This is a genomic window from Streptomyces sp. NPDC006193, assembly GCF_040613915.1.
Classification (GTDB): Bacteria; Actinomycetota; Actinomycetes; order Streptomycetales; family Streptomycetaceae; genus Streptomyces.
In genome coordinates, this window is the sequence record NZ_JBEXTB010000005.1 from 84479 (window position 1) to 109393 (window position 24915).

General features: G+C 72.0%; 19 protein-coding genes and 1 tRNA gene. 7 read left to right on the forward strand and 13 right to left on the reverse strand.

The window, feature by feature from the left end; translation table 11 throughout:
• Positions 1–26: 26 nt before the first annotated feature.
• The 3 genes from ABZ261_RS07505 (at position 27) to ABZ261_RS07515 (ending at position 3703) form a co-directional block, all read left to right on the forward strand.
• Complete coding sequence (locus ABZ261_RS07505; protein WP_356856314.1) at positions 27–734, forward strand: response regulator transcription factor; 708 nt, start codon at positions 27–29, stop codon at positions 732–734.
• Entirely contained in the window at positions 731–2134 is a 1404-nt protein-coding gene (locus tag ABZ261_RS07510) for a HAMP domain-containing sensor histidine kinase (RefSeq protein WP_356856316.1), read from the forward strand. The genes ABZ261_RS07505 and ABZ261_RS07510 overlap by 4 nt, the downstream gene beginning before the upstream one ends.
• 132 nt (positions 2135–2266) lie before the next feature.
• A complete protein-coding gene (locus ABZ261_RS07515; protein ID WP_356856318.1) occupies positions 2267–3703 on the forward strand; it encodes a cellulose binding domain-containing protein in 1437 nt (478 codons plus the stop codon).
• A 190-nt stretch (positions 3704–3893) separates the two neighbouring features.
• On the opposite strand, the gene ABZ261_RS07520 is transcribed toward ABZ261_RS07515, so the two are convergent.
• From ABZ261_RS07520 to ABZ261_RS07535, 4 genes are all read right to left on the reverse strand, one after another.
• Positions 3894–5327: a GH1 family beta-glucosidase gene (locus ABZ261_RS07520; RefSeq protein ID WP_356856319.1), complete on the reverse strand. Its 1434-nt coding sequence runs from the start codon at positions 5325–5327 to the stop codon at positions 3894–3896.
• 98 nt (positions 5328–5425) lie between these two features.
• A complete protein-coding gene (locus ABZ261_RS07525) occupies positions 5426–6322 on the reverse strand; it encodes a carbohydrate ABC transporter permease (RefSeq protein WP_356856320.1) in 897 nt (298 codons plus the stop codon).
• Complete coding sequence (locus ABZ261_RS07530) at positions 6319–7344, reverse strand: sugar ABC transporter permease (RefSeq protein ID WP_356856321.1); 1026 nt, start codon at positions 7342–7344, stop codon at positions 6319–6321. Before ABZ261_RS07530 ends, ABZ261_RS07525 begins: the two co-directional genes overlap by 4 nt.
• Entirely contained in the window at positions 7341–8669 is a 1329-nt protein-coding gene (locus tag ABZ261_RS07535; protein WP_356856323.1) for an ABC transporter substrate-binding protein, read from the reverse strand. The genes ABZ261_RS07530 and ABZ261_RS07535 overlap by 4 nt, the downstream gene beginning before the upstream one ends.
• A gap of 314 nt (positions 8670–8983) precedes the next feature.
• Between ABZ261_RS07535 and ABZ261_RS07540 the strand changes: the two genes are divergently transcribed.
• The gene (locus ABZ261_RS07540) at positions 8984–10039 is read left to right on the forward strand and encodes a LacI family DNA-binding transcriptional regulator (protein ID WP_356856325.1); all 1056 of its coding nucleotides are present in this window, start codon (positions 8984–8986) and stop codon (positions 10037–10039) included.
• A gap of 72 nt (positions 10040–10111) precedes the next feature.
• On the opposite strand, the gene ABZ261_RS07545 is transcribed toward ABZ261_RS07540, so the two are convergent.
• The 3 genes from ABZ261_RS07545 to ABZ261_RS07555 all read right to left on the reverse strand — a co-directional run bounded on the left by ABZ261_RS07545 (position 10112) and on the right by ABZ261_RS07555 (position 12293).
• Positions 10112–10184: transfer RNA gene (locus ABZ261_RS07545), tRNA-His, on the reverse strand.
• A gap of 112 nt (positions 10185–10296) precedes the next feature.
• A complete protein-coding gene (orn, locus tag ABZ261_RS07550) occupies positions 10297–10899 on the reverse strand; it encodes an oligoribonuclease (RefSeq protein ID WP_356856327.1) in 603 nt (200 codons plus the stop codon).
• A gap of 173 nt (positions 10900–11072) precedes the next feature.
• Positions 11073–12293, reverse strand: coding sequence for a helix-turn-helix domain-containing protein (locus ABZ261_RS07555; protein WP_356856329.1), 1221 nt, complete (start codon positions 12291–12293; stop codon positions 11073–11075).
• 970 nt (positions 12294–13263) lie between these two features.
• Here ABZ261_RS07555 and ABZ261_RS07560 point away from each other — a divergent pair.
• Positions 13264–13791, forward strand: a complete 528-nt coding sequence (locus ABZ261_RS07560; protein ID WP_356856331.1) for a universal stress protein — start codon at positions 13264–13266, stop codon at positions 13789–13791.
• Positions 13792–14059: 268 nt separating this feature from the next.
• On the opposite strand, the gene glmS is transcribed toward ABZ261_RS07560, so the two are convergent.
• Both glmS and ABZ261_RS07570 read right to left on the reverse strand, forming a co-directional pair.
• A complete protein-coding gene (glmS, locus tag ABZ261_RS07565; RefSeq protein ID WP_356856333.1) occupies positions 14060–15877 on the reverse strand; it encodes a glutamine--fructose-6-phosphate transaminase (isomerizing) in 1818 nt (605 codons plus the stop codon).
• Between the two features lie 47 nt (positions 15878–15924).
• On the reverse strand, positions 15925–16182 hold the full coding sequence (locus tag ABZ261_RS07570; RefSeq protein WP_356856335.1) for a hypothetical protein: 258 nt from the start codon (positions 16180–16182) through the stop codon (positions 15925–15927).
• Between the two features lie 168 nt (positions 16183–16350).
• On the opposite strand from ABZ261_RS07570, the gene ABZ261_RS07575 reads away from it, so the two are divergent.
• Both ABZ261_RS07575 and ABZ261_RS07580 read left to right on the forward strand, forming a co-directional pair.
• Complete coding sequence (locus ABZ261_RS07575; RefSeq protein ID WP_356856337.1) at positions 16351–17928, forward strand: metallophosphoesterase family protein; 1578 nt, start codon at positions 16351–16353, stop codon at positions 17926–17928.
• A gap of 269 nt (positions 17929–18197) precedes the next feature.
• Positions 18198–19745: a family 20 glycosylhydrolase gene (locus tag ABZ261_RS07580; RefSeq protein WP_356856689.1), complete on the forward strand. Its 1548-nt coding sequence runs from the start codon at positions 18198–18200 to the stop codon at positions 19743–19745.
• Between the two features lie 104 nt (positions 19746–19849).
• Here the strand turns inward: ABZ261_RS07580 and ABZ261_RS07585 are convergent, their stop codons facing one another.
• From ABZ261_RS07585 to desA, 4 genes are read right to left on the reverse strand one after another with little or no spacing between them, the layout of a single operon-like run.
• A complete protein-coding gene (locus tag ABZ261_RS07585; RefSeq protein WP_356856339.1) occupies positions 19850–21619 on the reverse strand; it encodes an IucA/IucC family siderophore biosynthesis protein in 1770 nt (589 codons plus the stop codon).
• Positions 21616–22140 (reverse strand): GNAT family N-acetyltransferase, encoded by a 525-nt coding sequence (locus tag ABZ261_RS07590; RefSeq protein WP_356856341.1) that lies wholly within the window; start codon positions 22138–22140, stop codon positions 21616–21618. The genes ABZ261_RS07585 and ABZ261_RS07590 overlap by 4 nt, the downstream gene beginning before the upstream one ends.
• Positions 22137–23423 carry a lysine N(6)-hydroxylase/L-ornithine N(5)-oxygenase family protein gene (locus ABZ261_RS07595; protein ID WP_356856343.1) on the reverse strand — a complete coding sequence of 429 codons (1287 nt, stop codon included), beginning with the start codon at positions 23421–23423 and terminating at the stop codon, positions 22137–22139. The genes ABZ261_RS07590 and ABZ261_RS07595 overlap by 4 nt, the downstream gene beginning before the upstream one ends.
• Positions 23407–24849, reverse strand: coding sequence for a lysine decarboxylase DesA (desA, locus tag ABZ261_RS07600; RefSeq protein WP_356856345.1), 1443 nt, complete (start codon positions 24847–24849; stop codon positions 23407–23409). The genes ABZ261_RS07595 and desA overlap by 17 nt, the downstream gene beginning before the upstream one ends.
• Between the last annotated feature and the right edge of the window lie 66 nt (positions 24850–24915).

The following is a 24915-nucleotide window of genomic DNA, read 5'->3' on the forward strand; positions in this document are numbered from 1 at the left end:
CGCCCGCATGGCGTACGGTGCGGCGCATGGCATGTGTGCTCGTGGTCGAGGACGACCAGTTCGTACGCTCGGCGCTCATCCGGCATCTGACCGACGCCGCGCACACCGTGCGCAGCGTCGGCACGGCACTCGAGGCGCTGCGCGAGGTCGCCCATTTCCGCTTCGACGTGGTCATCCTGGACCTGGGACTGCCCGATCTGGACGGCTCCGAGGCCCTGAAGATGCTCCGCGGCATCACCGACGTGCCCGTCATCATCGCCACCGCCCGCGACGACGAGGCGGAGGTCGTCCGGCTGCTGAACGCCGGGGCGGACGACTACCTCACCAAGCCGTTCTCCGTCGAGCACCTCTCCGCGCGCATCGCGGCCGTGCTGCGCCGGACCCGCTCCGGCGGCGTGGAGGCCCCGCCCTCGTGCGCGGTCCGCGTCGGCGGGCTCACCGTCGACCCGCTGCGCCGCCAGGCCGAACTGGACGGCGCCCGGCTCGACCTCACCCGCCGGGAGTTCGACCTGCTCGCCTTCCTGGCCGCCCGGCCCGGTGTCGTCGTCCCGCGCCGGGAACTCCTCGCCGAGGTCTGGCAGCAGTCCTACGGCGACGACCAGACCATCGACGTCCATCTGTCCTGGCTGCGCCGGAAACTGGGGGAGACGGCCGCCCGGCCGCGCTACCTGCACACCCTGCGCGGTGTCGGCGTGAAGCTGGAGCCCCCCGCGGACGCGGAGGCGCAGCGATGAGATGGGCCCTGGTCAAGGTCTGCCTGGCGGTCACCACGATGGTCGTGGTCGCGTTCGCCGTGCCGCTCGGACTGGTCGTCGAGGAGATGGCCCGCGACCGCGCCTTCTCCAACGCGGAACGGGAGGCCGCCGCCGTCGCGCCCGCGCTGTCCATCACCACCGACCGGGACAAGCTGGAGCGGGTGGTGGCCTCGGCCGGCGCCGACTCCGGGATGGCCGTGCACCTGCCCGCCGACGGCGGCCGGGCCGCGCTGGACATCGGCCGGCGGCACGCCCCCGCCCGCGACATCGAGGCCGTGCGGAAACTCGGCCGCGCCTCCACCACACCCGTGCCCGGCGGTTCCACCCTGCTGCAGCCGGTCGCTCTCGGCACCGGCGCGATCGCCGTGGTCGAGGTGTACGTCCCCGAGTCCGAGGTGACCAACGGCGTCGGCACGGCCTGGGCGGTGCTCGCGGCCGTCGGCATCGCGCTGATCGTCGGCTCGGTCGCGGTGGCCGACCGGCTCGGGGTGCGCATGGTGCGGCCCGCGCAGCTGCTCGCCGAGGGCGCGCAGGAGCTGGGCGAGGGCCGGCTGGGCACGCGGGTGCCGGAGGAGGGCCCGACCGAACTGCGCATGGCCGCGGTGGCGTTCAACTCCATGGCCGACCAGGTGGTGCAACTCCTCGCCAACGAGCGGGAGCTGGCCGCCGACCTCTCGCACCGGCTGCGCACCCCGCTCACCGTCCTCCGGCTGAACGCCGCCTCCCTCGGGGCCTCACCGGCCGCCGAGCAGACCCGGGCCGCCGTCACCCAGCTGGAGCGCGAGGTGGACACCATCATCCGCACGGCCCGGGAGGCCAAGCCGCACACCGCCCCGGCGGGCCCGGTGGCCGGGTGCGACGTGGCCGAAGTGGTGCGCGAGCGCATGGAGTTCTGGTCGGCGCTCGCCGAGGACGAGGGCCGCAAGTGGCGGGTCGCCGGCGTCGAGCGGCCGGTGCGCATACCCGTGGCCCGCGCCGACCTGGCAGCCGCGCTCGACGCCCTGCTCGGCAACGTCTTCCGGCACACCCCGGAGGGCACCGCCTTCGCGGTCGACGTGCACACCAGCGACGACGCGGTGATCGTGCTGATCTCCGACGCGGGCCCCGGCATACCCGACCCCGAGGCGGCCATGGCCCGCGGCCGGGGCTCCGGGCACACCGGCTCCACCGGACTGGGCCTGGACATCGTGCGCCGGCTCGCCGAGTCCACCGGCGGCGACGTCCGCATCGGCGCCTCGGTGCTGGGCGGCACGGAGGTGCGGATCTGGTTCCAGCTGGCCGGACGGAAACCGGCGGGCCGGGGGCACCGGGGAGCGGTGCGCCGCCGTCGGCCGGGCCGGCCGGCCCTGACCATTAACCGATCCCGATCGCTTCCTTAAGCGCACCATAAAGTCTTCAACCACCGCCCCGATCAGGGGGATTGTCCGAATCCGGCTCGCTAGCGTGCTGCCTCGTCCCACAGGTCCCCAAACTTCTGTGGCCCCCCGTGAGCAGTGAAGGCAGGCACGCGCATGAGCACGCACCGGCGCAGGATCAGCGGCAGGAACAAGGCGATAGGCGGTCTGGTGGCCGCGGCGGTGGCGGCCGGCGGCGCGGTCGTGCTCACCGGCACCGCCAACGCGGCCGGCGTGAACGCCGCGTACACCAAGACCAGTGACTGGTCGACCGGTTACTCCGCGCAGTACGTCGTCACCAACAACACCGGTGCGCCGGAGAAGACGTGGACGCTGGAGTTCGACCTCCCGGCGGGCGCCACGCTCAGCTCCCTCTGGAACGGCCAGTCGGACGTGAGCGGCCGGCACGTCACCGTGAAGGCCCCCAAGTGGGACGGCGAGGGCCTGGCCCCGGGCAAGTCGGTCACCGTCGGCTTCGTCGTCAACGGCAGCGGCGACCCGACGGGCTGCCGCATCGACGGCGAGCAGTGTTCCGCGGACGGCGGGGCGACCCCCGAGCCGAGCGGCCGCCCGTCCACCCCCGCGCCGACCCCCCCGGCCGAGCCGGAGAAGACGGCCCCGGCCCCCGCCCCCACCGGCGGCACCGGCGCCGGCACCGCCTCGTCCGCCGGTTTCGCCCCGTACGTCGACACCTCCCTCTACCCGGCCTTCGACCTCCTCGGCGCCGCGGACGCGACCGGCGTGAAGAACTTCAACCTCGCCTTCATCACCGACGGCGGCGGCTGCACCCCCAAGTGGGGCGGCGTCACCGACCTGACCGGCGACGGCGTGGCCGCGCAGATCGGCTCGCTGCGCGCCAAGGGCGGGGACGTCCGGGTCTCCTTCGGCGGCGCCTCCGGCTCCGAGCTGGCCACCGCGTGCTCCTCGGCGGACGCGCTGGCGGCGGCGTACGGCAAGGTGGTCGACGCGTTCAAGCTGACCAAGGTCGACTTCGACGTCGAGGGCGGCGCGCTGCCCAACACCGCGGCCAACACCCGCCGGGCCCAGGCGATCGCCAAGCTGCAGGCCCAGCACCCGGACCTGGACGTCTCCTTCACCCTCCCGGTGATGCCGGAGGGCCTCACCCAGGACGGCGTGAACCTGCTCGCCGACGCCAAGTCCAACGGCGTGCGCATCGACACCGTCAACATCATGGCGATGGACTACGGCCCCGCGTACAGCGGCGACATGGGCACCTACGCCGAGCAGGCCGCGACCGCCACCCAGGCCCAGGTCAAGGGCGTGCTGGGCCTGTCCGACACGGCCGCCTGGAAGACCGTCGCCGTGACCCCGATGATCGGCGTCAACGACGTGGCCTCCGAGGTCTTCAAGGTCGAGGACGCCACCCAGCTGGTGAACTTCGCCAAGTCCAAGGGCCTGGGCTGGCTGTCGATGTGGTCCGCGACCCGCGACAAGCAGTGCGCCGGCGGCACCAAGCCCACCGCCGACGCGACGTGCAGCTCCGTCACCCAGGACCAGTTCGCCTTCACGAAGGCGTTCGGCGCCTACAAGTGACCTGAGACCGCCAGGAACAACGGGGAACGAGCCCCGGCCGGACTTCCCCCCCACCCCCGGCCGGGGCTCGTGGCGTCCCCCCACCCCCGGCCGGGGCTCGTGGCGTCCCCGCACCCCCGCAAGGGCGGGGCGGACCGCCACGGGCGCGGCGCCCCCCACGGAGCGCCGCACCCCGCCGTGCCCCGCCCGGTCAGGCCACCGGCACCGCGGCCGGCAGCACGCCGGTCCGCGCCAGCTCCCCGTACCACCGCGCGCTCGACTTCGGCGTCCGCTCCAGCGTCGCGTAGTCCACGTACACCGCGCCGAACCGCTTGCCGTAGCCGTACGCCCACTCGAAGTTGTCCATCAGCGACCACAGGTAGTAGCCGCGGACGTCGGCGCCGTCGGCGAGGGCGCGGCGCACCGCCGCGAGGTGCCCGTGCAGGTAGGCGATGCGCTCGGGGTCGTGGACGCGGCCGTCGGAGTCGGGCTTGTCGTCGTAGGCCGCGCCGTTCTCGGTGACGTAGAGCGGCAGCCCCGGCGCCTCGCGCGTGTAGCGCATGAGGAGGTCGTACAGGCCGGTCGGGTCGATCGTCCAGCCCATCTCCGTGCGCTCGCCGGGGGTCTGGTGGAACAGGACGTCGTCGGCGCCCGGCCAGGGGGAGTGGTCGCTGGCGCCGTGCCCGTCCGCGCGCGGCCCCCTGACCCCGCCCGGCGCGGCGGAGACCAGGCAGGGCGTGTAGTAGTTCAGGCCCAGCGCGTCCAGCGGGGCCTTGATCGTGCGGACGTCGCCGTCCCGGACGAACGACCAGTCGGTGATCGACGCGGTCGACGACAGCAGCGTCGCGGGGTAGGCGCCGTGCAGCATCGGGCCGTGGAAGACGCCGTTGGCCAGGTCGTCGATCCGGTGGGCGGCGGCCAGGTCGGCCGGGTCCTGCGATAGGGGCCGGACCACGGAGGAGTTGAGGCTGACGGCGATCTGGTTGCGGGCCGGCATCGCCGACCGCAGGGCCGAGGCGGCCAGTCCGTGCGCCAGGTTGAGGTGGTGGGCGGCGCGCAGGGACGCCACCGGGTCGGTGCGGCCGGGGGCGTGCACCCCGGAGCCGTACCCCAGGAAGGCGCTGCACCACGGCTCGTTGAGGGTGATCCACTGCTCCACCCGGTCGCCCAGCGCCTCGGCGACGAACTGCGCGTACTCGGCGAACCGGAACGCGGTGTCGCGTTCCGGCCAGCCGCCCGCGTCCTCCAGCTCCTGCGGCAGGTCCCAGTGGTAGAGGGTGAGCGCCGGCTTGATGCCGGCGGCCAGCAGCTCGTCCACCAGGCGGCGGTAGAAGTCCAGGCCGCGCTGGACCGCCGGCCCCCGGCCGGTCGGCTGCACCCGGGACCAGGAGACGGAGAACCGGTACGCGTTCAGGCCCAGCTCCGCCATCAGCGCCACGTCCTCGCGGTAGCGGTGGTAGTGGTCGACGGCGACGTCCCCGGTCTCGCCGCCGGCCGTCTTGCCCGGCGTATGGCTGAAGGTGTCCCAGATCGAGGGGGTGCGGCCGTCCTCCCGCACCGCGCCCTCGATCTGGTACGCCGAGGTCGCGGCGCCCCAGAGGAAGGCAGGGGGGAAGGCCACGGACGACACAACGGAGTCAGGCATGAAAGCGCTCCCATGAACGGTCGGAGGGACCGACGGACGAGTGGGCGGGAGGGGCCGGGGCGGCGGTGGCCCGGCCCCCGTGAAGCCGGTCGGGGGGATCAGCCCTTGATCGCGCCCTGCATGATCCCGCCCACGATCTGCTTGCCGAACAGCAGGAAGGCGATCAGCAGCGGCAGCGTGCCGAGCAGCGCACCCGCCATGATCACCGCCTGGTCGGGGACGTACCCGGTGCCGAGCGAGTTCAGGGCCACCTGCACGGTCGGGTTCTGCTGGGTCAGGGCGATGATCGGCCACAGGAAGTCGTTCCAGGCGAAGACGAACGTCAGCAGGCCCAGCACCGCCATCGCGGGGCGCGCCGCGGGGAAGACGACGTGCCAGACGATCCGCAGGCTGCTCGCCCCGTCGACCCGGGCCGCCTCGATCAGCTCGCCGGGCAGCGCCTGCACCAGGTACTGCCGCATGAAGAACGTGCCGAACGCGGTGACCAGGCTGGGCAGGACCACCGTCTGCAACTGGTTGGACCAGCCCAGGTCCGACATCCACAGGTACAGCGGGACGACGGCGAGCTGCGGCGGGATCATCATCGTGCCGATGGTCAGCAGCAGCAGCACGCCGGAGAAGCGGAACCGCAGCTTGGCGAAGGCGAAGCCGGCCAGCGTGGAGAACAGCACGGTGCTCACCGTGATCGTGCCCGCCACGATCAGCGAGTTGAGCATCGCGGTGCCGAGCCCGGCCTCGTCCCAGGCCGCCTGGAGGTTCTCGAACAGGTTGCCGCCGAACCACAGCGGGGGCGGCGTCTGGGCCAGCCGCCGGTCGCTGCGCGAGGCCGCGATCGCCGTCCACACCAGCGGGGCCAGCGAGACCAGCGCGAAGACGGTCAGCACCACGTAGGTCGTCGGGCCGGCGTGCAGCTGCCTGCCGGCCCGCGTGCGGCCGCGGCGCCGCTGCCGCTCCGGTTCCTTGCGCACGGTCCGGGGGAGGGTCAGTTGGCTCATTGGGACTTCCTCAGCCGTCGGGTGAGCAGCAGGTTGACCGCGGCGACGAGCAGCAGGATCAGGAACATCGTCCAGGCGATCGCGGACGCCTTGCCGAGGTTGCCGATGATCCAGCCCTGGTCGTACATGTACAGGCCGAGCGTCTGGTACTGGTGCTCGGAGCCGCCCTTGGACCCGCTGACCCCGCCGAACAGCAGCGGCTCACCGAACAGCTGGGTGGCGCCGATGGTGGAGACGACGACGGTGAACAGGATCGTCGGCCGCAGCTGCGGAATGGTGACGTGCCGGAACTGCTGCCAGCGGTTGGCGCCGTCGATCGCCGCCGACTCGTACAGGTCGGCCGGGATCGCCTGCATGGCGGCCAGGTAGATCAGCGCGTTGTACCCCGTCCACCGCCAGATCACGATCGACGACACCGCGAACTGCGAACCCCAGTCCGACTCGCGCCAGTTGACGGGATAGACGCCGAAGAAGTGCAGGACCCAGTTGACCATGCCGCCGTCCCACGAGTACAGCAGCGTGAACACCAGGGTCGCCGCGGCGACCGAGGTGGCGTACGGGGTCAGCATCACCACGCGCCACGCGGTCGAGCCGCGCAGCTTGTAGTTCAGCAGGTGCGCGAGCCCGATCGCGGCCAGCAGCTGCGGCACGGTCGAGATGACGCCGATGGTGAGGGTGTTGCGCAGGGCGTTCCAGAAGAAGTCCGAGGACAGCAGGTTCTCGTAGTTGTCCAGGCCCGCCCAGGTCTGGTGGTCGAGGGCCGACAGCTGCACGTCGTGCAGCGAGTACCAGGCCGTGTACAGCAGCGGGACCAGGGAGAAGGCCCCGAACAGGAGGAAGAAGGGGGCGATGAAGGCGTACGGCGACGCCTTCATGTCCCAGCGGTACAGCCGGCTGCGCCAGGAGTCGGCGCCCGCCGGCCCACCGCGACCGTGCGCGCCCCGGGCCGCGCCCGGCGGGGTGCCGGGCGCGGCCTCGGCGCTCGACGCGGGATGCGCGAGAGCCTGCTTGGAGCTGCTCACTGGCCGAGCACGTCCTTGATCTCGTTCTTCGCGGCGTTCCAGCCCTGCTCGGGCGACTTGCCCCGCTGCTCGACCTGGAGGATGCCGACGTCGGTGAGCGCGGTGTTGATCGGCTGGTCCTTGATGCCGTAGTACTGCGTCGGGATGGTCTTCGCCGAGTCGGAGAAGATCTGGGTGATCGGCGCGTTCGAGAAGTACGCCGTGGTCTCCGCGGCGGGCTTCAGGGTCGGGTACGCCGACGGGGTGGACGGGAAGCTGGCCTGCTTGGCGAAGACCTTGGCCTGCTGCTCGGGGGCGGTCAGCCACTTCGCCAGCGCGATGGCCTCCTTCCGGTGCCTGCTCGCCGTCGGCACCCCGATGAAGGAGCCGCCCCAGTTGGCCGCGGTCGGGGCCGCCGCCACGTCCCACTTGCCCTTGCCGGACTCACCGGACTTCTGCTGGATGTAGCCGATCATCCAGGCCGGGCAGGCGACGGTGGCGAAGGTGCCGTTGGCCAGGCCCTGGTCCCAGGGCTTGTCGAACTGCTTCAGCTTGGCCGACATGTCGCTGGTCGCGACGCTCATGGCGACGTCCCAGGACTTCTTCACGTCGTCGGACCGGTCCCAGACGACCTTGCCGTCGTCGCTGTAGTACCGCTGGTCGCCGCCGCCGAGGGCCGCGTTGTAGATGGAGGCGGCGGAGTCCACGAACTTGCTGCCCCCGGGGGCCTTCTTCATGTACTGCTTGCCGAGGTCGACGTACTTGGCCCAGTCGCCCTTCCAGGTCTTCGCCAGCTCGTTGCGGTCGGTCGGCAGCCCGGCCTTCTGGAACAGGTCCTTGCGGTAGCAGACCGCCATCGGCCCGATGTCGGTGCCGAGCCCGATGAGCTTGCCGTCCTTGGTGGTGGCCTGCGCGAGCTTCCAGCCCAGCCACTGCGACTTGTCGACCTCCTTGCCGAGGTCGACGAACTTGTTCGCCTGGGTCTGCACAGCCTCGGTGATGTTGCCTATCTCGATGGCCTGGACGTCGTCGGTGCCGGACCCGGCCTGGAGGCGGGTGAGCACCTTCGGCCAGTAGACGTCGGTGCGAGTGGTGACGTTCTCCTTGATATTGATCTCGGGATGCGCCTTCATGTACTCGTCATAGAGGCCGGCCTCCTTGTAGCCGAAGACGCCGAAGGTCCCGATGGTCAGCGTTGTCCTGCCCTTGCCACTGCCGTCGCCGCCCGAGTTGCCCGACGAGTCGTCGTCCGAGTCGTCGGCGCAGCCGGCCAGCAGCCCCGTGGTCAGCGCGGCGACGGCCGCGAGGGCCATCAGCCGCTGGGACCGGCGGATGCTCGTGCGCATTGCGTCCTCCTGTTGCCTGACGTGCCGACCCCCCGGCCAACTGCATGGATCGGGCCCGGTTGTACTCGCTGCGGCTCGGGCGGGGAACGTGCGGGATGTGTATGTGTCAGGTACTGTGGGAGCGCTCCCACCAGTGATGAAGTGAAGAGTCGTCGCTCCGGCGCGGGGTGTCAAGACAGCTGACGCGATGCGTTGCGTTCGGTTGTCCGGCCGTCGGGCGCCCCCCGGCGGACGTCCCGGCCCTCCTCGCCTCCCTGGCCAGGGCTGTTAGATTCCAGCCAGCCGTGATGCAGAGGTCGAGAAAGGCGGAGCCCATGGCAAGCCACTCAGGGCGGGGCCGGAGCGGGGGGCGGCCGACACTCGAGGAGGTCGCCGCCCGGGCCGGGGTCGGCCGGGGCACGGTCTCCCGGGTGATCAACGGCTCGCCCCGGGTCAGCGACGCGACCCGCGCGGCGGTCGAGGCGGCGGTGGCCGAGCTCGGTTACGTCCCCAACACCGCCGCCCGCGCCCTCGCGGCCAACCGCACCGACGCCATCGCCCTGGTCGTCCCCGAGCCGGAGACCCGGTTCTTCGCCGAGCCGTACTTCTCGGACATGCTGCGCGGGGTCGGCGCCGAGCTGGCCGACACCGAGATGCAGCTGCTGCTGATCTTCGCCGGGAACGACCGCAAGCGGCAGCGGCTCGCCCAGTACCTGGCGGCCCACCGCGTCGACGGCGTCCTGCTGGTCTCGGTGCACGCCGACGACCCGCTGCCGGACCTGCTGGCCCAGCTGGAGATCCCCGCGGTGATCAGCGGCCCGCGCTCGGCGGCCGAGACGCTGACCTCGGTGGACTCGGACAACTACGGCGGCGCCCGCTCGGCGGTCGAGCACCTGCTGGGCCGCGGCCGCCGCCGCATCGCCCACATCACCGGCCGCCTGGACGTCTACGGCGCCCAGCGCCGCGTCGACGGCTACCGCGACGCCCTGCGCGACGCGGGCCACCCGGTGGACGAGCTGCTGGTGGAGCCGGGTGACTTCACCGAGGAGGGCGGCCGCCGTGCGATGGCGGTCCTGCTCGACCGCCACCCGGACGTGGACGCCGTCTTCGCCGGCTCCGACGTGATGGCGGCGGGCGCCCGGCAGGTGCTGCGCGAGCGGGGCCGCCGCATCCCCGAGGACGTCGCGCTGGTCGGCTACGACGACTCGGCCATCGCCCGCCACATGGACCCGCCGCTCACCAGCGTCCGCCAGCCCATCGAGGAGATGGGCCGCGCCATGATCGACCTGCTCCTCGCGGAGATCGCCGACCGTCGCCCGGCCGTGTCCCGCGGACTGGAGCGCCGCCGGGCGGTGCTGCCGACGGAACTGGTGGCACGGGCGTCGTCGTGACGCCGGCCGCGCCCCCGGAACGGAAGCAGCCGGTGACCCGTCTCGCGACGAAGTCACCGGCTGATCGCACAGGGTGAGTGACGGGACTCGAACCCGCGGCATCCTGGACCACAACCAGGTGCTCTACCAGCTGAGCTACACCCACCATGACCGGCGCTGAGGAGTGCTCTCCCCGACCGGCCGAGAAGAAGTCTACAGGGTCCGAAGGGGTGCTCGCGCACAGGTTTCCGCGCGCCCCGGGCGGACCCCGCGGACGGCTAGCGCGCGGGCACCACGTGCTTGGCGGCGATCGCCTTGGCGGTGTCCGAGTCCGGGCCCGGCTGCGGGACGAAGACGGCCTCGCGGTAGTAGCGCAGCTCGGCGATCGACTCGCGGATGTCGGCGAGGGCCCGGTGGTTGCCGTTCTTCTCCGGGCTGTTGAAGTAGGCCCGCGGGTACCAGCGGCGGGCCAGCTCCTTGATCGAGGACACGTCGACGATCCGGTAGTGGAGGTAGTTCTCCAGGGTCGGCATGTCGCGCAGCAGGAAGCCGCGGTCGGTGCCGACGGAGTTCCCGCACAGCGGGGCCTTGCCGGGTTCCTTGACGTGCTCGCGGACGTAGGCGAGCACCTGCTCCTCGGCGTCCCGCAGCGTCGTGCCGTTCTCCAGCTCGGCGAGCAGTCCGGACGCGGTGTGCATCCGACGCACCACCTCCGGCATCGTCTCCAGCGCCCGGGCCGGCGGCCGGATGACGATGTCCACCCCCTCGCCCAGCACGTTCAGCTCGGAGTCGGTGACGAGGGCGGCCACCTCGATGAGCGCGTCGTCGGACAGCGAGAGGCCGGTCATCTCGCAGTCGATCCACACCATGCGATCGTTCATGCGTCTCACCTTACGGCGCGCCGCCGTGCGCCGGACCCGGGCCGTCCCCACCTTGTCGGTGCGCGGTCAGACCGGCACGGGGCGCGCCCATGCGGCGGCGCGGCGGGAAGGGGGGTGCAGCGGGAAGGGGGGCGCGGTCACGCGACCACGCCCCCCTTGCCGTCACTGCCCGCTCAGCCGCCGCTGCGCGGCCCCGGCAGCAGGCTCACCGCGCCGGCCGCGGACCGCCGGCTCTGCATCGGCACCCCGCCGTCCCGCTCCGGGTGCAGCAGGGCGGGCGGCGGGCCGACCGGTCCGGGGCCGGGCAGTCCCGCGGGCGAGCCCTGCTGGCCGGACTGCTGCACGGCCTGCTCCGCCTCGCCCGGCTTGTCGCCCTGCGGCCGGCGGGCCCGGTAGGCGGCCCGGTACGCGGCGGGGGACGAGCCGAGCTGGCGGCGGAAGTGCCCGCGCAGCGCGACCGGCGACCGGAACCCGCACCGGCCCGCCACCTCGTCCACCGAGTAGTCCGACGTCTCCAGCAGCCGCTGCGCCTGCAGCACCCGCTGGGTGATCAGCCACTGCAGCGGAGCGCTGCCGGTGAGCGAGCGGAACCGGCGGTCGAACGTGCGGCGGCTCATGTAGGCGCGTGCCGCCAGCGTCTCCACGTCGAACTGCTCGTGGAGGTGCTCCAGCGCCCAGGCGACGACCTCGGCGAGCGGGTCGGCGCCGATCTCCTCCGGTAAAGACCGGTCGAGATACCGCTCCTGCCCGCCGCTGCGGCGCGGCGGCACCACCAGGCGCCGGGCGAGCGCGCCGGCCGCCTCGTTGCCGTGGTCCGTCCGCACGATGTGCAGGCACAGGTCGATCCCCGCCGCCGTGCCGGCCGACGTCAGCACGTCGCCGTCGTCGACGAACAGCTCCCGCGGATCGACGTGCACCGACGGGTAGCGCTTGGCCAGCGTCGGCGCGTACATCCAGTGCGTGGTCGCCGGGCGGCCGTCCAGCAGTCCGGCCGCCGCGAGCACGAACGCGCCCGTGCACAGCCCGACGATCCGGGCGCCCTCCTCGTGCGCTCTGCGCAGTGCGTCGAGCGCCTCCTCCGGCGGCGGCGAGGTGATCGAGCGCCAGGCCGGCACGACGACCGTGCCGGCGCGCGAGATCGCCTCCAGCCCATGCGGTGCGGTGAGTTCCAGGCCCCCTGTGGTCCGCAGCGGGCCTTCCTCGCCGGCGCACACCAGCAGGCGGTAGCGCGGCACTCCGGCGTCCTGGCGGTCGATCCCGAACACCGAAAGCGGAATGGAACTCTCGAATATGGGGCCGCCGCTGAACAGCAGCACCGCGACGATCTCCTTGCGGCGTCGCCCGGACAGTTTCCGGGCCGCGGCTTCCGGCGCGGCAGTGGAGTCGTGGCTCATACTGCTAAGCCCCCCTCGGTGGTCGCGGCTCCTCGGTTGTGTCGCTCCTGCACGTTTCCCCTCGGTCCTGCACGAGTCCCCCGCCGTAAGACAGTCAAGATCGAATCTACTGGCTTCCGCGATCGCACGGTGACCAGTTCGACACGCCGCAGATTGTCGACATGACAACTTGGCGTGAAGCATTCGATCACGAAGCGTTGCACTCGGGAGCCGCGCAGGGAAGTGCGCCTTGTCGCCGTGGCCAAACCGCGTAGGGTGCGCAGCGGGCCGTGGACCCTTTCCGTGCAGGTGGAACGGGGGTTGGAGGGCGGTCGGGACCCCTCCTGGCCGATATCCAGAAGTTGGCTGAAAACCAGCGCTCCGGGATACGGAAACAGGTCAATCGACCGGTGTCCGCGCCCGGGTGCGACGCCCGCCCCTTTGCGCGGAGCAACGCGCGGCGCCGCGCTCGCGGCGGCGCGGCGGCACCCGGCAGGCGGCCGTGCGGCCGCGAGGCCCGGCGCGGCGCCCGCGGCGCCGGCCGGCGGGGCGTCGTGCCGGACGGGGACCACGGGCGCGAGCACGCAGCTGAGACCGCCCAGCACAGCACATCGCCCACCGGGTGCGGTGCGGGGTGGGGGGTGCGGGGGCATCGGCGGGCGGGCGTCTCGTGCTCCCTGTGGCGCCGGTCCACCCCGGCCCGGCGCCCCCGCGGCCGGCCGGTCACCGGCCGCGCATCTGTGAACTCCGCGCAAACCGCCTGTACGGGGCAGCAACCATTGCGTTACGGGCGTGGCTCGTGCATGCTCCGGTGAACCCCTACGGACGTCGGGGGACCGCTTACGGAGCGTGCGCGGGATCTGGGCTCAGGAGGCGTGCCGCCGTACCCTTGGGGGTATGGGGTTGGGAAGATGTTTCCCGGACACAGCTCCGCCGCACACTTCCGCCGCACACTGTCCCACCCATAAAGGATCACAACGCCGAGACAGTCATGGCCGGTCACGAATTCTTCGAACCCGCGGACCGCAAGCGGCCGGTCGCCGATCCGACGGCGGCCGATCCCCTGGCGGCGGCCGAGTCACGCCCCTCCTGCGATCCCGCCTTCCGTCACGGCGTGGTCGTCGGCTTCGACGGCTCCACCTCCAGCGAGCGCGCCCTCGCCTACGCGATCGGCATGGCCCACCGCTCCCGTTCCGGCCTGATCATCGTGCACGTCGCCAACCGGCTGCCCACCACCGTGTGGGCCGGCTGCGAGCCGCCCGTCTTCGTGGACGTGCCCGACCACCGCACCGAGGTGCTCGGGCTGGAGCTCGCCTGCGCGGACTACCTGGCCGAGGTCCCGTGGATCCTGGTCGAGCGGGGCGGGGACATCTGTCATGAACTCGAAGAAGTGGGGCGGGAGTACGAGGCCGACGCGATCGTCGTCGGCTCCACGCACGGCATCGTCGGCCGGATCTTCGGCTCCGTCGCGGGCCGGCTCGCCAAGCGGGCGCGGCGGCCCGTGATCGTCATCCCGTAGACCCGCCTCACGGCGTGTCACCTCTCCCCCCGCCGCACGGCCGTGCCCGCGCGGAGGTGTCCCTGCGCCCGCGAAGGGCATATACAGGTCAGCGCGCGACTTCGTCCGCGGGCGAGGGAGCCGCGCCGGCCGGCGGCCCCTCCGGGACGTGCCGCGGGCCGGGGGGTGACGGCCACCGGCCGATGTGCGCGGCGCGGAGAGGACCCCCACGTGTTCGGTGGCGTACGTGGGGGTCCGTTCTGTCCGGTGTGCCCGGCTGCTTCCCGGCCTACTCCACCGTCACCGACTTGGCGAGGTTCCTCGGCTTGTCGATGTCCCGGCCCAGGGCCTTGGCCGTGTGGTACGCCAGGAGCTGGAGCGGGATGCCCATCAGGATCGGGTCCAGCTCGTCCTCGTTCTTCGGGACGACGATGGTCTGGTCCGCCTTCTCCTGGTGCCGGTGCGCCACCGCGAGGATCTTGCCCTCGCGGGCCTTGATCTCCTCCAGGGCCGCGCGGTTCTTCTCCAGCAGGTCGTCGTCGGGGACGATCGCGACCGTGGGCAGGGCCGGCTCGATGAGGGCCAGCGGGCCGTGCTTCAGCTCCGAGGCGGGGTAGGCCTCGGCGTGGATGTAGGAGACCTCCTTCAGCTTCAGGGAGGCCTCGCGGGCCACCGGGTAGCCCCGCACACGGCCGATGAAGAGCATCGAGCGGGCGTCGGCGTAGCTCTCCGCCAGCTTCTTGATCTCCTCCTCCTGCTCCAGGATCTCGGTGATCTGCCGGGGCAGCTTGCGCAGGCCCTCGATGATCCGCTTGCCGTCGCGCACGGAGAGGTCCCGGGTGCGGCCGAGGTGCAGGGCGAGCAGGGCGAAGGCGACCGTGGTGTTGGTGAAGCACTTGGTCGAGACGACGCAGACCTCGGGGCCCGCGTGCACGTAGATGCCGCCGTCGGCCTCGCGGGCGATCGCCGAGCCGACCACGTTCACCACGCCGAGGACCCGCGCGCCCTTGCGCTTGAGCTCCTGGACGGCGGCCAGGACGTCGTAGGTCTCACCGGACTGGGAGACCGCGATGTACAGGGTGTCGGGGTCGACCACCGGGTTGCGGTAGCGGAACTCGGAGGCCGGCTCGGCGTCCGCGGGGATGCGGGCCAGCTCCTCGATCATCTGCGCGCCGATCATGCCCGCGTGGTACGAGGTGCCGCAGCCGAGAATCTTCACGCGGCGGATCTGCCGGGCCTCGCGGGCGTCCAGGTTGAGGCCGCCGAGGTGCACGGTGGAGAACCGGTGGTCGATGCGGCCGCGCAGCACGCGGTCCACGGCGTCGGCCTGCTCGTGGATCTCCTTGTGCATGTAGGTGTCGTGGCCGCCCATGTCGTACGACTCGGCCTCCCACTCCACGGTGGTGGGCTCGGCCGTCGTACGGGTGCCCTCGGTGGTGTAGGTGCGGAAGTCGTCGGCCTTGAGGGTGGCCATCTCGCCGTCGTCGAGGGTGACTATCTGGCGGGTGTGGGCGACCAGCGCCGCGATGTCCGAGGCGACGAACATCTCCTTGTCGCCGATGCCGAGGACGACCGGGGAGCCGTTGCGGGCCACGACGATGCGGTCCGGGAAGTCGGCGTGCATCACGGCGATGCCGTAGGTGCCCTCGATGACGCGCACCGTCTCGCGGACCTTGTCCTCCAGCTTCTCGGCCTGCGAGCGGGCGATCAGGTGGGTGAGGACCTCGGTGTCGGTCTCGGAGAGGAACTCGACGCCGTCCGCCTCCAGCTTGCGGCGCAGGTCGGCGGCGTTGTCGATGATGCCGTTGTGGACGACGGCGACCTTGCCGTCGGCCGACAGGTGCGGGTGGGCGTTCACGTCGGACGGGGCGCCGTGGGTGGCCCAGCGGGTGTGGGCGATGCCGGTGGTGCCCTTGAAGCGCGCCGGGACCTTGGCCTCCAGGTCGCGCACCCGGCCCTTGGCCTTGACCATCTTCAGGCCGGGCGTCTTCGGGGAGGTGACGACGATGCCCGCGGAGTCGTAGCCGCGGTACTCCAGGCGCTGGAGGCCCTCCAGGAGGAGGGGCGCCACGTCACGCTTCCCGATGTATCCGACAATTCCGCACATGTATAGAGGTATCCCTTGGCTGTCACTGGTCCGGTACGGCTGGTTCCTCAGCCGTAGACCATGCGGCGCAGCTGCCTGAGCGTCAGCTCCGGCGGCGCCACCGCCCGGTATTTCAGGTCCGCCCCGATCCGTTCGAAGATCTCCGCGTTCACCAGGCCCTGGGCCTGCAGTTCGCGGTGGCGGCGACGGACGAACTCCTGGGTCGTCTCGTCGAAGTAGGCGAGCACGTCCTGGACCACGCGCAGCGCCTCGCCCCGGCTCAGGGGCGTGGACCGCGTCAGATGATCAACGAGTTCGTCGTGCACCCGGTAGATCCTGGAGTACCGGCGCGTGTTTCGCAAGAAACGTGCCCGATTCCGGGCAGGCGGCGCTCCTTGTATCTCTCATGGGGCTCTGTTCGCACGCCGTCCATCCGGCGTCCCGCGTCGCGTCGCCCGGGCGGACGAGTTTCAGACGCCATGGACATTCCTCGTATGGGCGTACCCGAGAAGCTGGCCGCACGCATGAGCATGGCCGAGCAGCACGAGTACCTGCGGGCCAGATTCTCGCGGCGCACCCTGATCAGGGGCGGAGCCGTCACGCTGGGCACGGTCACGGGCGGCGCCTTCGTGCCGGGCGCCGCCGCCCGGGCGGACGCGCCGGCGCGGCGCACCGCGCCGGCCGTCACGCCGGCCGCCGCCTCGGTCGACGGCGCCCTCGTCGCCCCCTTCGGCCGCCACCTGGCCTGGGGCCGCGACCCGCGCACCGAGATCACCGTCTCCTGGCAGGTTCCGGTCGCCGTGCAGAAGCCGTTCCTCCGCGTCGGCGTCCACCCCTGGGACCTCTCCCGGAAGATCGAGGCCGAGGTCCGCACCCTGCACACCCCGGCCGGCGTCGGCGCGAGCGGCGACCACACCCAGTACTACCTGCACGCGAAGCTCACCCGCCTGCGCCCCGGCACGACGTACTTCTACGGCGTCGGCCACCAGGGCTTCGACCCGGCCAGGCCGCATCTGGCGGGCACCCTGGGCACCTTCACCACCGCCCCCGCCCACAAGGCGCCGTTCACCTTCACCGCCTTCGGCGACGAGGGCGTCGGCTACCACGGCCTGGCCAACAACAGCCTGCTGCTCGGCCAGAACCCCGCCTTCCACCTGCACGCCGGCGACATCGCGTACGCCGACCCGTCCGGCGCCGGCAGGACCGGCGACACCGGTTTCGACGCGCGCACCTGGGACTCCTTCCTCGCCCAGACCGAGTCGGTCGCCAAGCAGGTCCCGTGGATGCCCGCCTACGGCAACCACGACATGGAGGCCTGGTACTCGCCCAACGGCTACGGGGGCGAGGCGGCCCGCTGGACCCTCCCGGACAACGGCCCCGACCCGGAGAACCTGCCGGGCGTCTACTCCTTCGTCTACGGCAACACGGCGGTCGTCTCGCTCGACGCCAACGACGTCTCCTTCGAGATCCCGGCGAACCTGGGCATCTCCGGCGGAACCCAGACGAAGTGGCTGGAGAACCGGCTGCGGACGTACCGCGCCTCGAAGGACGTCGACTTCATCGTGGTGTTCTTCCACCACTGCGCCTACTGCACCTCCACCGCCCACGCCTCCGAGGGCGGGGTGCGCCGGGAGTGGGTGCCGCTGTTCGAGAAGTACACGGTGGACCTCGTCATCAACGGCCACAACCACCAGTACGAGCGCACCGACGCCATCAAGGCGGGCCGGGTCGCCAGGAAGCTGCCGATCGGCGGCACGGCCCACCCCGAGACCGACGGCGTGGTCTACGTCACCGCGGGCGCGGCCGGCCGCGGCCTGTACGCCTTCACCGCCCCGGACTCCTACGAGGGGCACGAGCACAGGACCGACTCGGTGGCCTCGTTCGTCAACACGCCGGACGGCAAGGCCGCCGAGACCGTCGCCTGGTCCCGGGTGCGCTACCTCGACTACTCCTTCCTGCGCGTGGACGTCGTCCCCGCCCCCAAGGGCCGACAGGCCGTGCTGAAGGTGTCGGGCATCGCCGAGACCGGCGCCCGCATCGACCACTTCACGGTGTCCCGCACGGCCAAGTGAGCCTCCGTCAGCGCCCCGCATCGGACGGCTGCCCGCCCGCCGGCACCCGTGGCGGCGCGGTGCCGGCGGGCCCGGCCGGCCGCGGCCGGGCGCCGGGGAGCCGCCCTTCCGGATGATTTCCGCCCGGCGGGAGCCGGGCGGGGATCGTCCCGCCGCATCTGCGGGAGAGTGGTCCCGACCGCATCTGACGGTCGACCACACCGAAGGGAGCGCATGTGAGAAGGAACCACAGCACGACTCCCCGAACGGCCCGCATCCTCGGATCCCTGATGCTGCTCGCGGCGACCGGCGTCGTCACCCTCGGCGCCGCCCCGGCGGCCCGGGCCGCCGCCCCCACGCCGCTGGACCGCGTCGTCCCGGCGCCCGCCTCGGCCACCCCGGCCGCCACCCCGTACCGCATCACCCGCGCGACCGCCATCCGCGCCGGCGGCTCCGCCGAGGTCCGCCGCATCGGCGCCTACCTCGCCGGCATCCTGCGGCCCTCCACGGGCTATCCGCTGCCCGTCACCGACCACGGCCGCGGAGGCATCCGGCTCCGCCTGGCCCACGGCGACTTCGGCGCCGAGGGCTACCGGCTGCACAGCGGCGCCGGCGGCGTGACCCTCACCGCCCGCACCCCCGCCGGGCTCTTCCACGGCGTCCAGACGCTCCGCCAGCTGCTCCCGGCGGCCGTCGAGCGCAAGACCGTGCAGAGCGGCCCCTGGCTGATCGCCGGCGGCACCGTGCGGGACCGCCCCCGGTACGCCTACCGGGGCGCCATGCTGGACGTCTCCCGGCACTTCTTCACCGTCGCCCAGGTCGAGCGCTACATCGACCAGGTGGCCCTCTACAAGGTCAACAAGCTGCATCTGCACCTCAGCGACGACCAGGGCTGGCGCATCGCCGTCGACTCCTGGCCGCGGCTGGCCTCCTACGGCGGCTCCACCCAGGTCGGCGGCGGCCCGGGCGGCTTCTACACCAAGGACGACTACCGGCGGATCGTCCGGTACGCGGCCTCCCGCTACCTGGAGGTCGTGCCCGAGATCGACATGCCCGGCCACACCAACGCGGCCCTCGCCTCCTACGCCGAGCTCAACTGCGACGGCGTGGCGCCCCCGCTGTACACCGGCACCGCCGTCGGCTTCAGCTCCCTGTGCGTGCCCAAGAAGGTGACGTACGACTTCGTCGACGACGTCGTCCGGGAGCTGGCCGCCCTCACCCCGGGCCGCTACCTGCACATCGGCGGCGACGAGGCGCACTCCACCGCCCACGCCGACTACGTGACGTTCATGGACCGCGTGCAGCCGGTCGTCGCCCGGTACGGCAAGACGGTCATCGGCTGGCACCAGCTCACCGGCGCCCACCCGGCCAAGGGCGCCCTCGCCCAGTACTGGGGCCTGGACGGCACGAGCGCCGCGGAGAAGGCGCAGGTCGCCGAGGCCGCCCGGAACGGCACCGGGCTGATCCTGTCCCCGGCCGACCGGGTCTACCTCGACATGAAGTACACGCGCAGCACCCCCCTCGGCATGAGCTGGGCGGGCCTGGTGGAGGTCCGGCGGTCCTACGACTGGGATCCGGGCGCCTACCTGCCGGGCGTCCCGGCGTCCGCCGTCCGGGGCGTCGAGGCGCCCCTGTGGACGGAGACGCTGAAGACGTCCGCCGACCTCGCGTACATGGCGTTCCCGCGGCTCGCCGGCGCCGCCGAGCTGGGCTGGTCGCCGGCGGCCGCCCACGACTGGGACGCCTACCGGGTGCGGCTGGCCGCCCAGGGCCCGCGCTGGGACGCCCTCGGCATCGCCTACTACCGGTCCCCGCAGGTGGCCTGGCCGGCGGGTTGAGCACACGCCGGCGGGCGCCCCGGAGGACCGTGCTCCGGGGCGCCCGCCGGCCCGTGCCGCCGCGGGCCCGGCCGTCAGAGGCCGTCCGCGGCCGTCCGCGGCCGTCAGAGGCCCGCGAGGGGGTTCTTCAGGGTCCCGGCCAGCTGGAGCGCGCCGGACGGGTCGGCGAGGTCCACCATCTGCCGGTTGTTCCGCAGCTGGAGCCGGTTGAGGCAGGACAGCGCGAACTCGGGCGCGAACAGGTCGTACCGGCGGAACCGGTCGGCCAGTTCGGGGTTGGCCTCCTGGTACTCGCGGGTGACCTCGGCGACCGTGCGCCAGAAGTCCTCCTCCGCCAGCACGCCCTCGTCGGCGAGCAGGGCCGACAGGAAGCGGAAGAAGCAGTCGAAGACGTCCGTGAACAGGGACAGCAGCTTCTTGTCCTCGGGCACCTCGACCCGGATGCGCCGGACCTCCGGCGGCAGGGCCGCGTCCGGGTCCATCACCGCTATCTCCTCGGCGATGTCCTTGTAGACCGCCCGCTGCACGGCCCCGTCCTTCAGCACCAGGATCACGTTCTCGCCGTGCGGCATGAACACCAGGTCGTAGGCGTAGAAGCTGTGCAGCAGCGGGGTGAAGTAGGCCCGCAGGTAGCGGCGCAGCCACTCGGCGGGCGCGAGGCCGGAGCGCTCGATCAGCGCGCCCGCGAAGGAGGCGCCCCGGTGGTCCACGTGCAGCAGGGAGGCCATGGTGGCGAGGGACTCGCCGTCCCCGAGCGACGGCACCGGGCTCTCCCGCCACAGCGCGGCCAGCATCTTGCGGTACGGGGAGTGGCGGTCGGTGGCCCGCTCGTACTCCAGGTGCCGGTAGCCGACGGCCGCCCGCTCCCGGATGATCGTCAGACCCGTCGCCTTCAGCACCGGGTCGTTCTCGATCAGCCGGGCCAGCCAGTCGTTGACGGCCGGGGTCGCCTCCATGTAGGCGGCCGAGAGCCCGCGCATGAAGCCCATGTTGAGAACCGACAGGGCGGTCTTGACGTAGTGCTTGCGCGGGTCGCTGGTGTTGAAGAACGTCCGGATCGACTGCTGGGCCAGGTACTCGTCGTCGCCCTCGCCCAGGCAGACCAGGTGCCGGCGGGCCACCTCGGCGGCGAAGGTGACGCTGAGCTTGTTCCACCACTGCCAGGGGTGCACCGGGATGAACAGGTAGTCGGCGGGGTCGAGGCCCTGGCCGGTGAGCACGGCGCGGAACCGGCGCACCGTGTCCTCGCCCAGCTCCTGCCGCAGGAACGACTCGTACTCGATCCCCGCGCCCGCCGTGAACGCGGCGCGCGAGCGGTGCGCGGCCAGCCACACCAGCCGGACGGGGTGCGCGGTCTCGGGCGCGTACGACAGGTACTCGTGGACGCCGAAACCCAGCCGCCCGTTGTTCGCGACGAAGCACGGGTGGCCCTCGGTCATCCCCGTCTCGACGGCCTGGAAGCCGCTCGCGGCCAGCTCGGCGGAGGTCACCTGCGGTTTGGCGAGCTTGTAGCAGGTGCTGGAGAGGGTGGAGGAGATCTCCTCCAGGTACACGGGCAGGATGTCCTCGCTCAGCCCCAGCGACCGCCGGAACTCCAGGAAGAAGTCCAGCGCGGCCAGGGGCAGCCGCTCGCCCTCCCGGTGCCGGGTGACGGACCCGGCGTCGATCTGCCAGTGGTCGAGGGCCCGCCGCACGGCGGAGAACCGGTAGGCGGTGCGTCCGTCGTCGCTGCGGACCACGTACGCGCCGCCGTCCTCCTCGGGCGTGATCAGGCGCTCGTGCGCGAACTCGGCGAGCGCCTTGCGGACCAGCAGCCGGTTGGCGGTCTCCCAGCGCTCCGGGGACAGGTGGGCGACGCTGTCGGCGGGGTTCACGCGGCCACCGCCTCCTCGAACCGCTCGCGCGTGCAGAAGCTGAGCAGCGCCCGCTTGTGCGGTGTGCGGATCTCCCGCTCCGGCACGAAGCCGACGGCGGCGTTCAGCGCGTGCACGGCCGTGTTGCGCACGTCCGGCTCGACGACGACCCGCTGCACGGCGGGGTCCTCGAAGAGGTGTGCCAGCACGGCGGTGATGACGGACCGGGTGAAGCCGTGCACGGGCGTGTCGGTCGCCGGCACCAGGAAGTGCATGCCGACGTCCCCGGGCCGCGCCTCGTACAGCCCGGTCAGCTCGCGGTGCGCGGGGTCGTACTTCTCCATCAGGAAGACGGGGGTCTCGCCGCGCAGCCCGAACAGCGCGTGGTGGTGCTCGTCCGCCGCGATGTCCATGTAGGCCCGCTCGACGTCCTCCAGCTTCGCGTCCTGCATCATCCAGAAGGCGGCCTTGGGGTGGGTGACCCAGGAGTGCAGCAACTCTGCGTCCTTCAGGGGGTCGACGGTGCGGAAGGTGAAGGTCATACGGCGAACTCCTGGAAGGCGATGGTCTTCTCGACCGGGTAGTACTCCGTGCCGAGCAGCTCACGGATGATGTACGCGTTCCGGTACGCGCCCATGCCCAGGTCGGGGCTGGTGACGCTGTGCGTGTGGACGCCGGCGTTCTGCAGGAAGACGCCGCGGCCGGTGACGTCGACGGCGTAGTTGCGGGCGACGTCGAAGCGGCCGCGGCCGTCGAAGCGCAGGCGGTCGCGGACCGGGGCGAGGAAGTCCGGCGGACTGTAGTGGTAGCCGGTGGCCAGCACCAGGCCCTCGGTGCGGATCTCGAAGTCCTTGCCCTGCTCGTCCTGCCGGAAGCCGAGCGTGTACACGCCGTCCTCGTAGGAGGCCGTGCGCAGGGTGGAGTTGGTGAGCAGGCGGGTGGGCAGCGGACGGCCGCCGCCGGTGACGTTCTTCTGGTAGAGCAGGTCGAAGATCGAGTCGATCAGGTCCGAGTTGATGCCCTTGAACAGGCCCTTCTGCTGCTTCTCCAGCCGGTAGCGGGTCTCCTCGGGCAGGGCCCGGAAGTAGTCGACGTAGTCCGGGGACGTCATCTCCAGGGTCAGTTTGGTGTACTCCAGCGGGAAGAACCTGGGGGAGCGGGTCACCCAGTTCAGCTGGTAGCCGCGGACGTCGATCTCACCGAGCAGCTCGTGGTAGATCTCGGCCGCGCTCTGGCCGCTGCCGACGACGGTGATGGACTTCTTCTCCAGCAGTTCCGCCTTGCGCGGCACGTACTGGGAGGTGTGCAGGAAGTCGCCGGCGAGCCCCCGGCACGCGGGCGGGACGTAGGGGACCGTGCCGGTGCCGAGCACCAGGTGCCGGGCGCGGTAGGTGTCCCCGGCCCCGGTGCGGACGGCGTACAGCCCGTCCTCGTAGGTCACCTCGGTGACCGTGGCGCCGAAGCGGACGCTGCTCAGCTGGTGGGCGGCCCAGCGGCAGTAGTCGTCGTACTCGACGCGCAGGGGGTAGAAGTTCTCGCGGATGTAGAACGAGTACAGTCTGCCCTTCTCCTTCAGGTAGTTGAGGAAGGAGTACGGCGACGTCGGGTCGGCCAGGGTGACCAGGTCCGACAGGAACGGGGTCTGCAGGTGCGCCCCGTCCAGGAACATGCCGGCGTGCCACTCGAAGTCGGGCTTGGACTCCAGGAAGACGCCGTCCAGTTCGGCGATGGGCTCGGTGAGGCAGGCCAGGCCGAGGTTGAACGGGCCGAGCCCGATCCCCACGAAGTCGTGGACGGTGCCGTGGGCTTCAGGACGCGCGGTCAAGGGACTCTCCCAGGTACTGCTCGGCGTGGCCGGCGATCAGGTCGAGGACGGCGGCGATGTCGGCCGTCGTGGTCTCGGGGTTGAGGAGGGTGAACTTCAGGTAGTGGCGGCCGGCGACCTTGGTGCCCGCGACCACGGCGTCCCCGGAGGCGAACAGCGCCTTGCGGGCGTGCAGGTTGGCGCGGTCGATCTCGGCCGGGTCGGTGACGGCCGCCGGGACGTAGCGGAAGACGAGGGTGGACAGGGCCGGCCGGACGACGACGTCGAAGCGCGGGTCGGCCGCCAGCAGCTCCCAGCCCTCCTGCGCCAGGTCGCAGACCTCGTCGAAGAGCTGTCCGATGCCGTCCGCGCCCATGGTCCGCAGGGTCATCCACAGTTTCAGCGCGTCGAAGCGGCGGGTGGTCTGCAGGGACTTGTCGACCTGGTTGGGGATGCGTTCCCGCACCATGCGGCGCGGGTTGAGGTAGTCCGCGTGGTAGGTGGCGTGCCGCAGGGTGGCCGCGTCCCGCACCAGCACGGCGGACGAGCTCACCGGCTGGAAGAAGGACTTGTGGTAGTCGACGGTGACCGAGTCGGCGCGCTCGATGCCGGCGAGGCGGTCCCGGTGGCGGAGGGAGGCGAGCAGCCCGCAGCCGTACGCGGCGTCGACGTGCATCCAGACGCCGTACCGGGCGCACAGCTCCGCGATCTTGGGCAGCGGGTCGATGGAGCCGAAGTCGGTGGTGCCGGCGGTGGCGACGACGGCCATGGGGACCAGGCCGTCCTTCGCGCAGCGCTCCAGCTCGTGGGCGAGCGCGACCGTCTGCATGCGCTTGTCGCGGTCGACGGGGACGGTGACCACGGCGTCCGGTCCCAGGCCGAGCAGCGTCGCGGCCTTGCTGACGCTGAAGTGGCCGGCCTCGGAGGTGAGGACGCGCAGCCGGGCGGGCGTGTCGCACTTGGCCTCCTCCCGCGCCAGCAGCAGGGCCTGGAGGTTGGACTGGGTGCCGCCGGAGGTGAAGACGCCGTCGGCGGCCGGGCCGAGGCCGATGCGGGCGGCCGTCCAGTCGACGAGTCTGCGCTCGATGAGGGTGCCGCCGGCCGACTGGTCCCAGGTGTCGAGGGAGGAGTTGACGGCGGAGAGCACGGCCTCGCCGAGCACCGCCGGGATGACGACCGGGCAGTTGAGGTGGGCGAGGTAGCGGGGGTGGTGGAAGTAGACGGCGTCCCGGAGGTAGACGTCCTCCAGCTCGTCCAGGACGGCGGCGGTGTCGCCCAGCGGGCGGTCGAGGTCGATGGCGTCGATGCGGGGGGCCAGGGCGTCCACGGTGACGCCGGTGAACGGACGGTCGGTGGTGGCGAGTCTGGCCGCCACCCGCTCCACTCCTTCGGTCACGGAGCGGCGGTAGTGCTCCGCGGTGAGGCCATTGAGCAGGTGCGAGCGCATGGGGGGTCCTCCGTGGGGACGGTCCGTGGCGGAACATCAACTTAGGTTAGCCTAACCTAAGTTGAT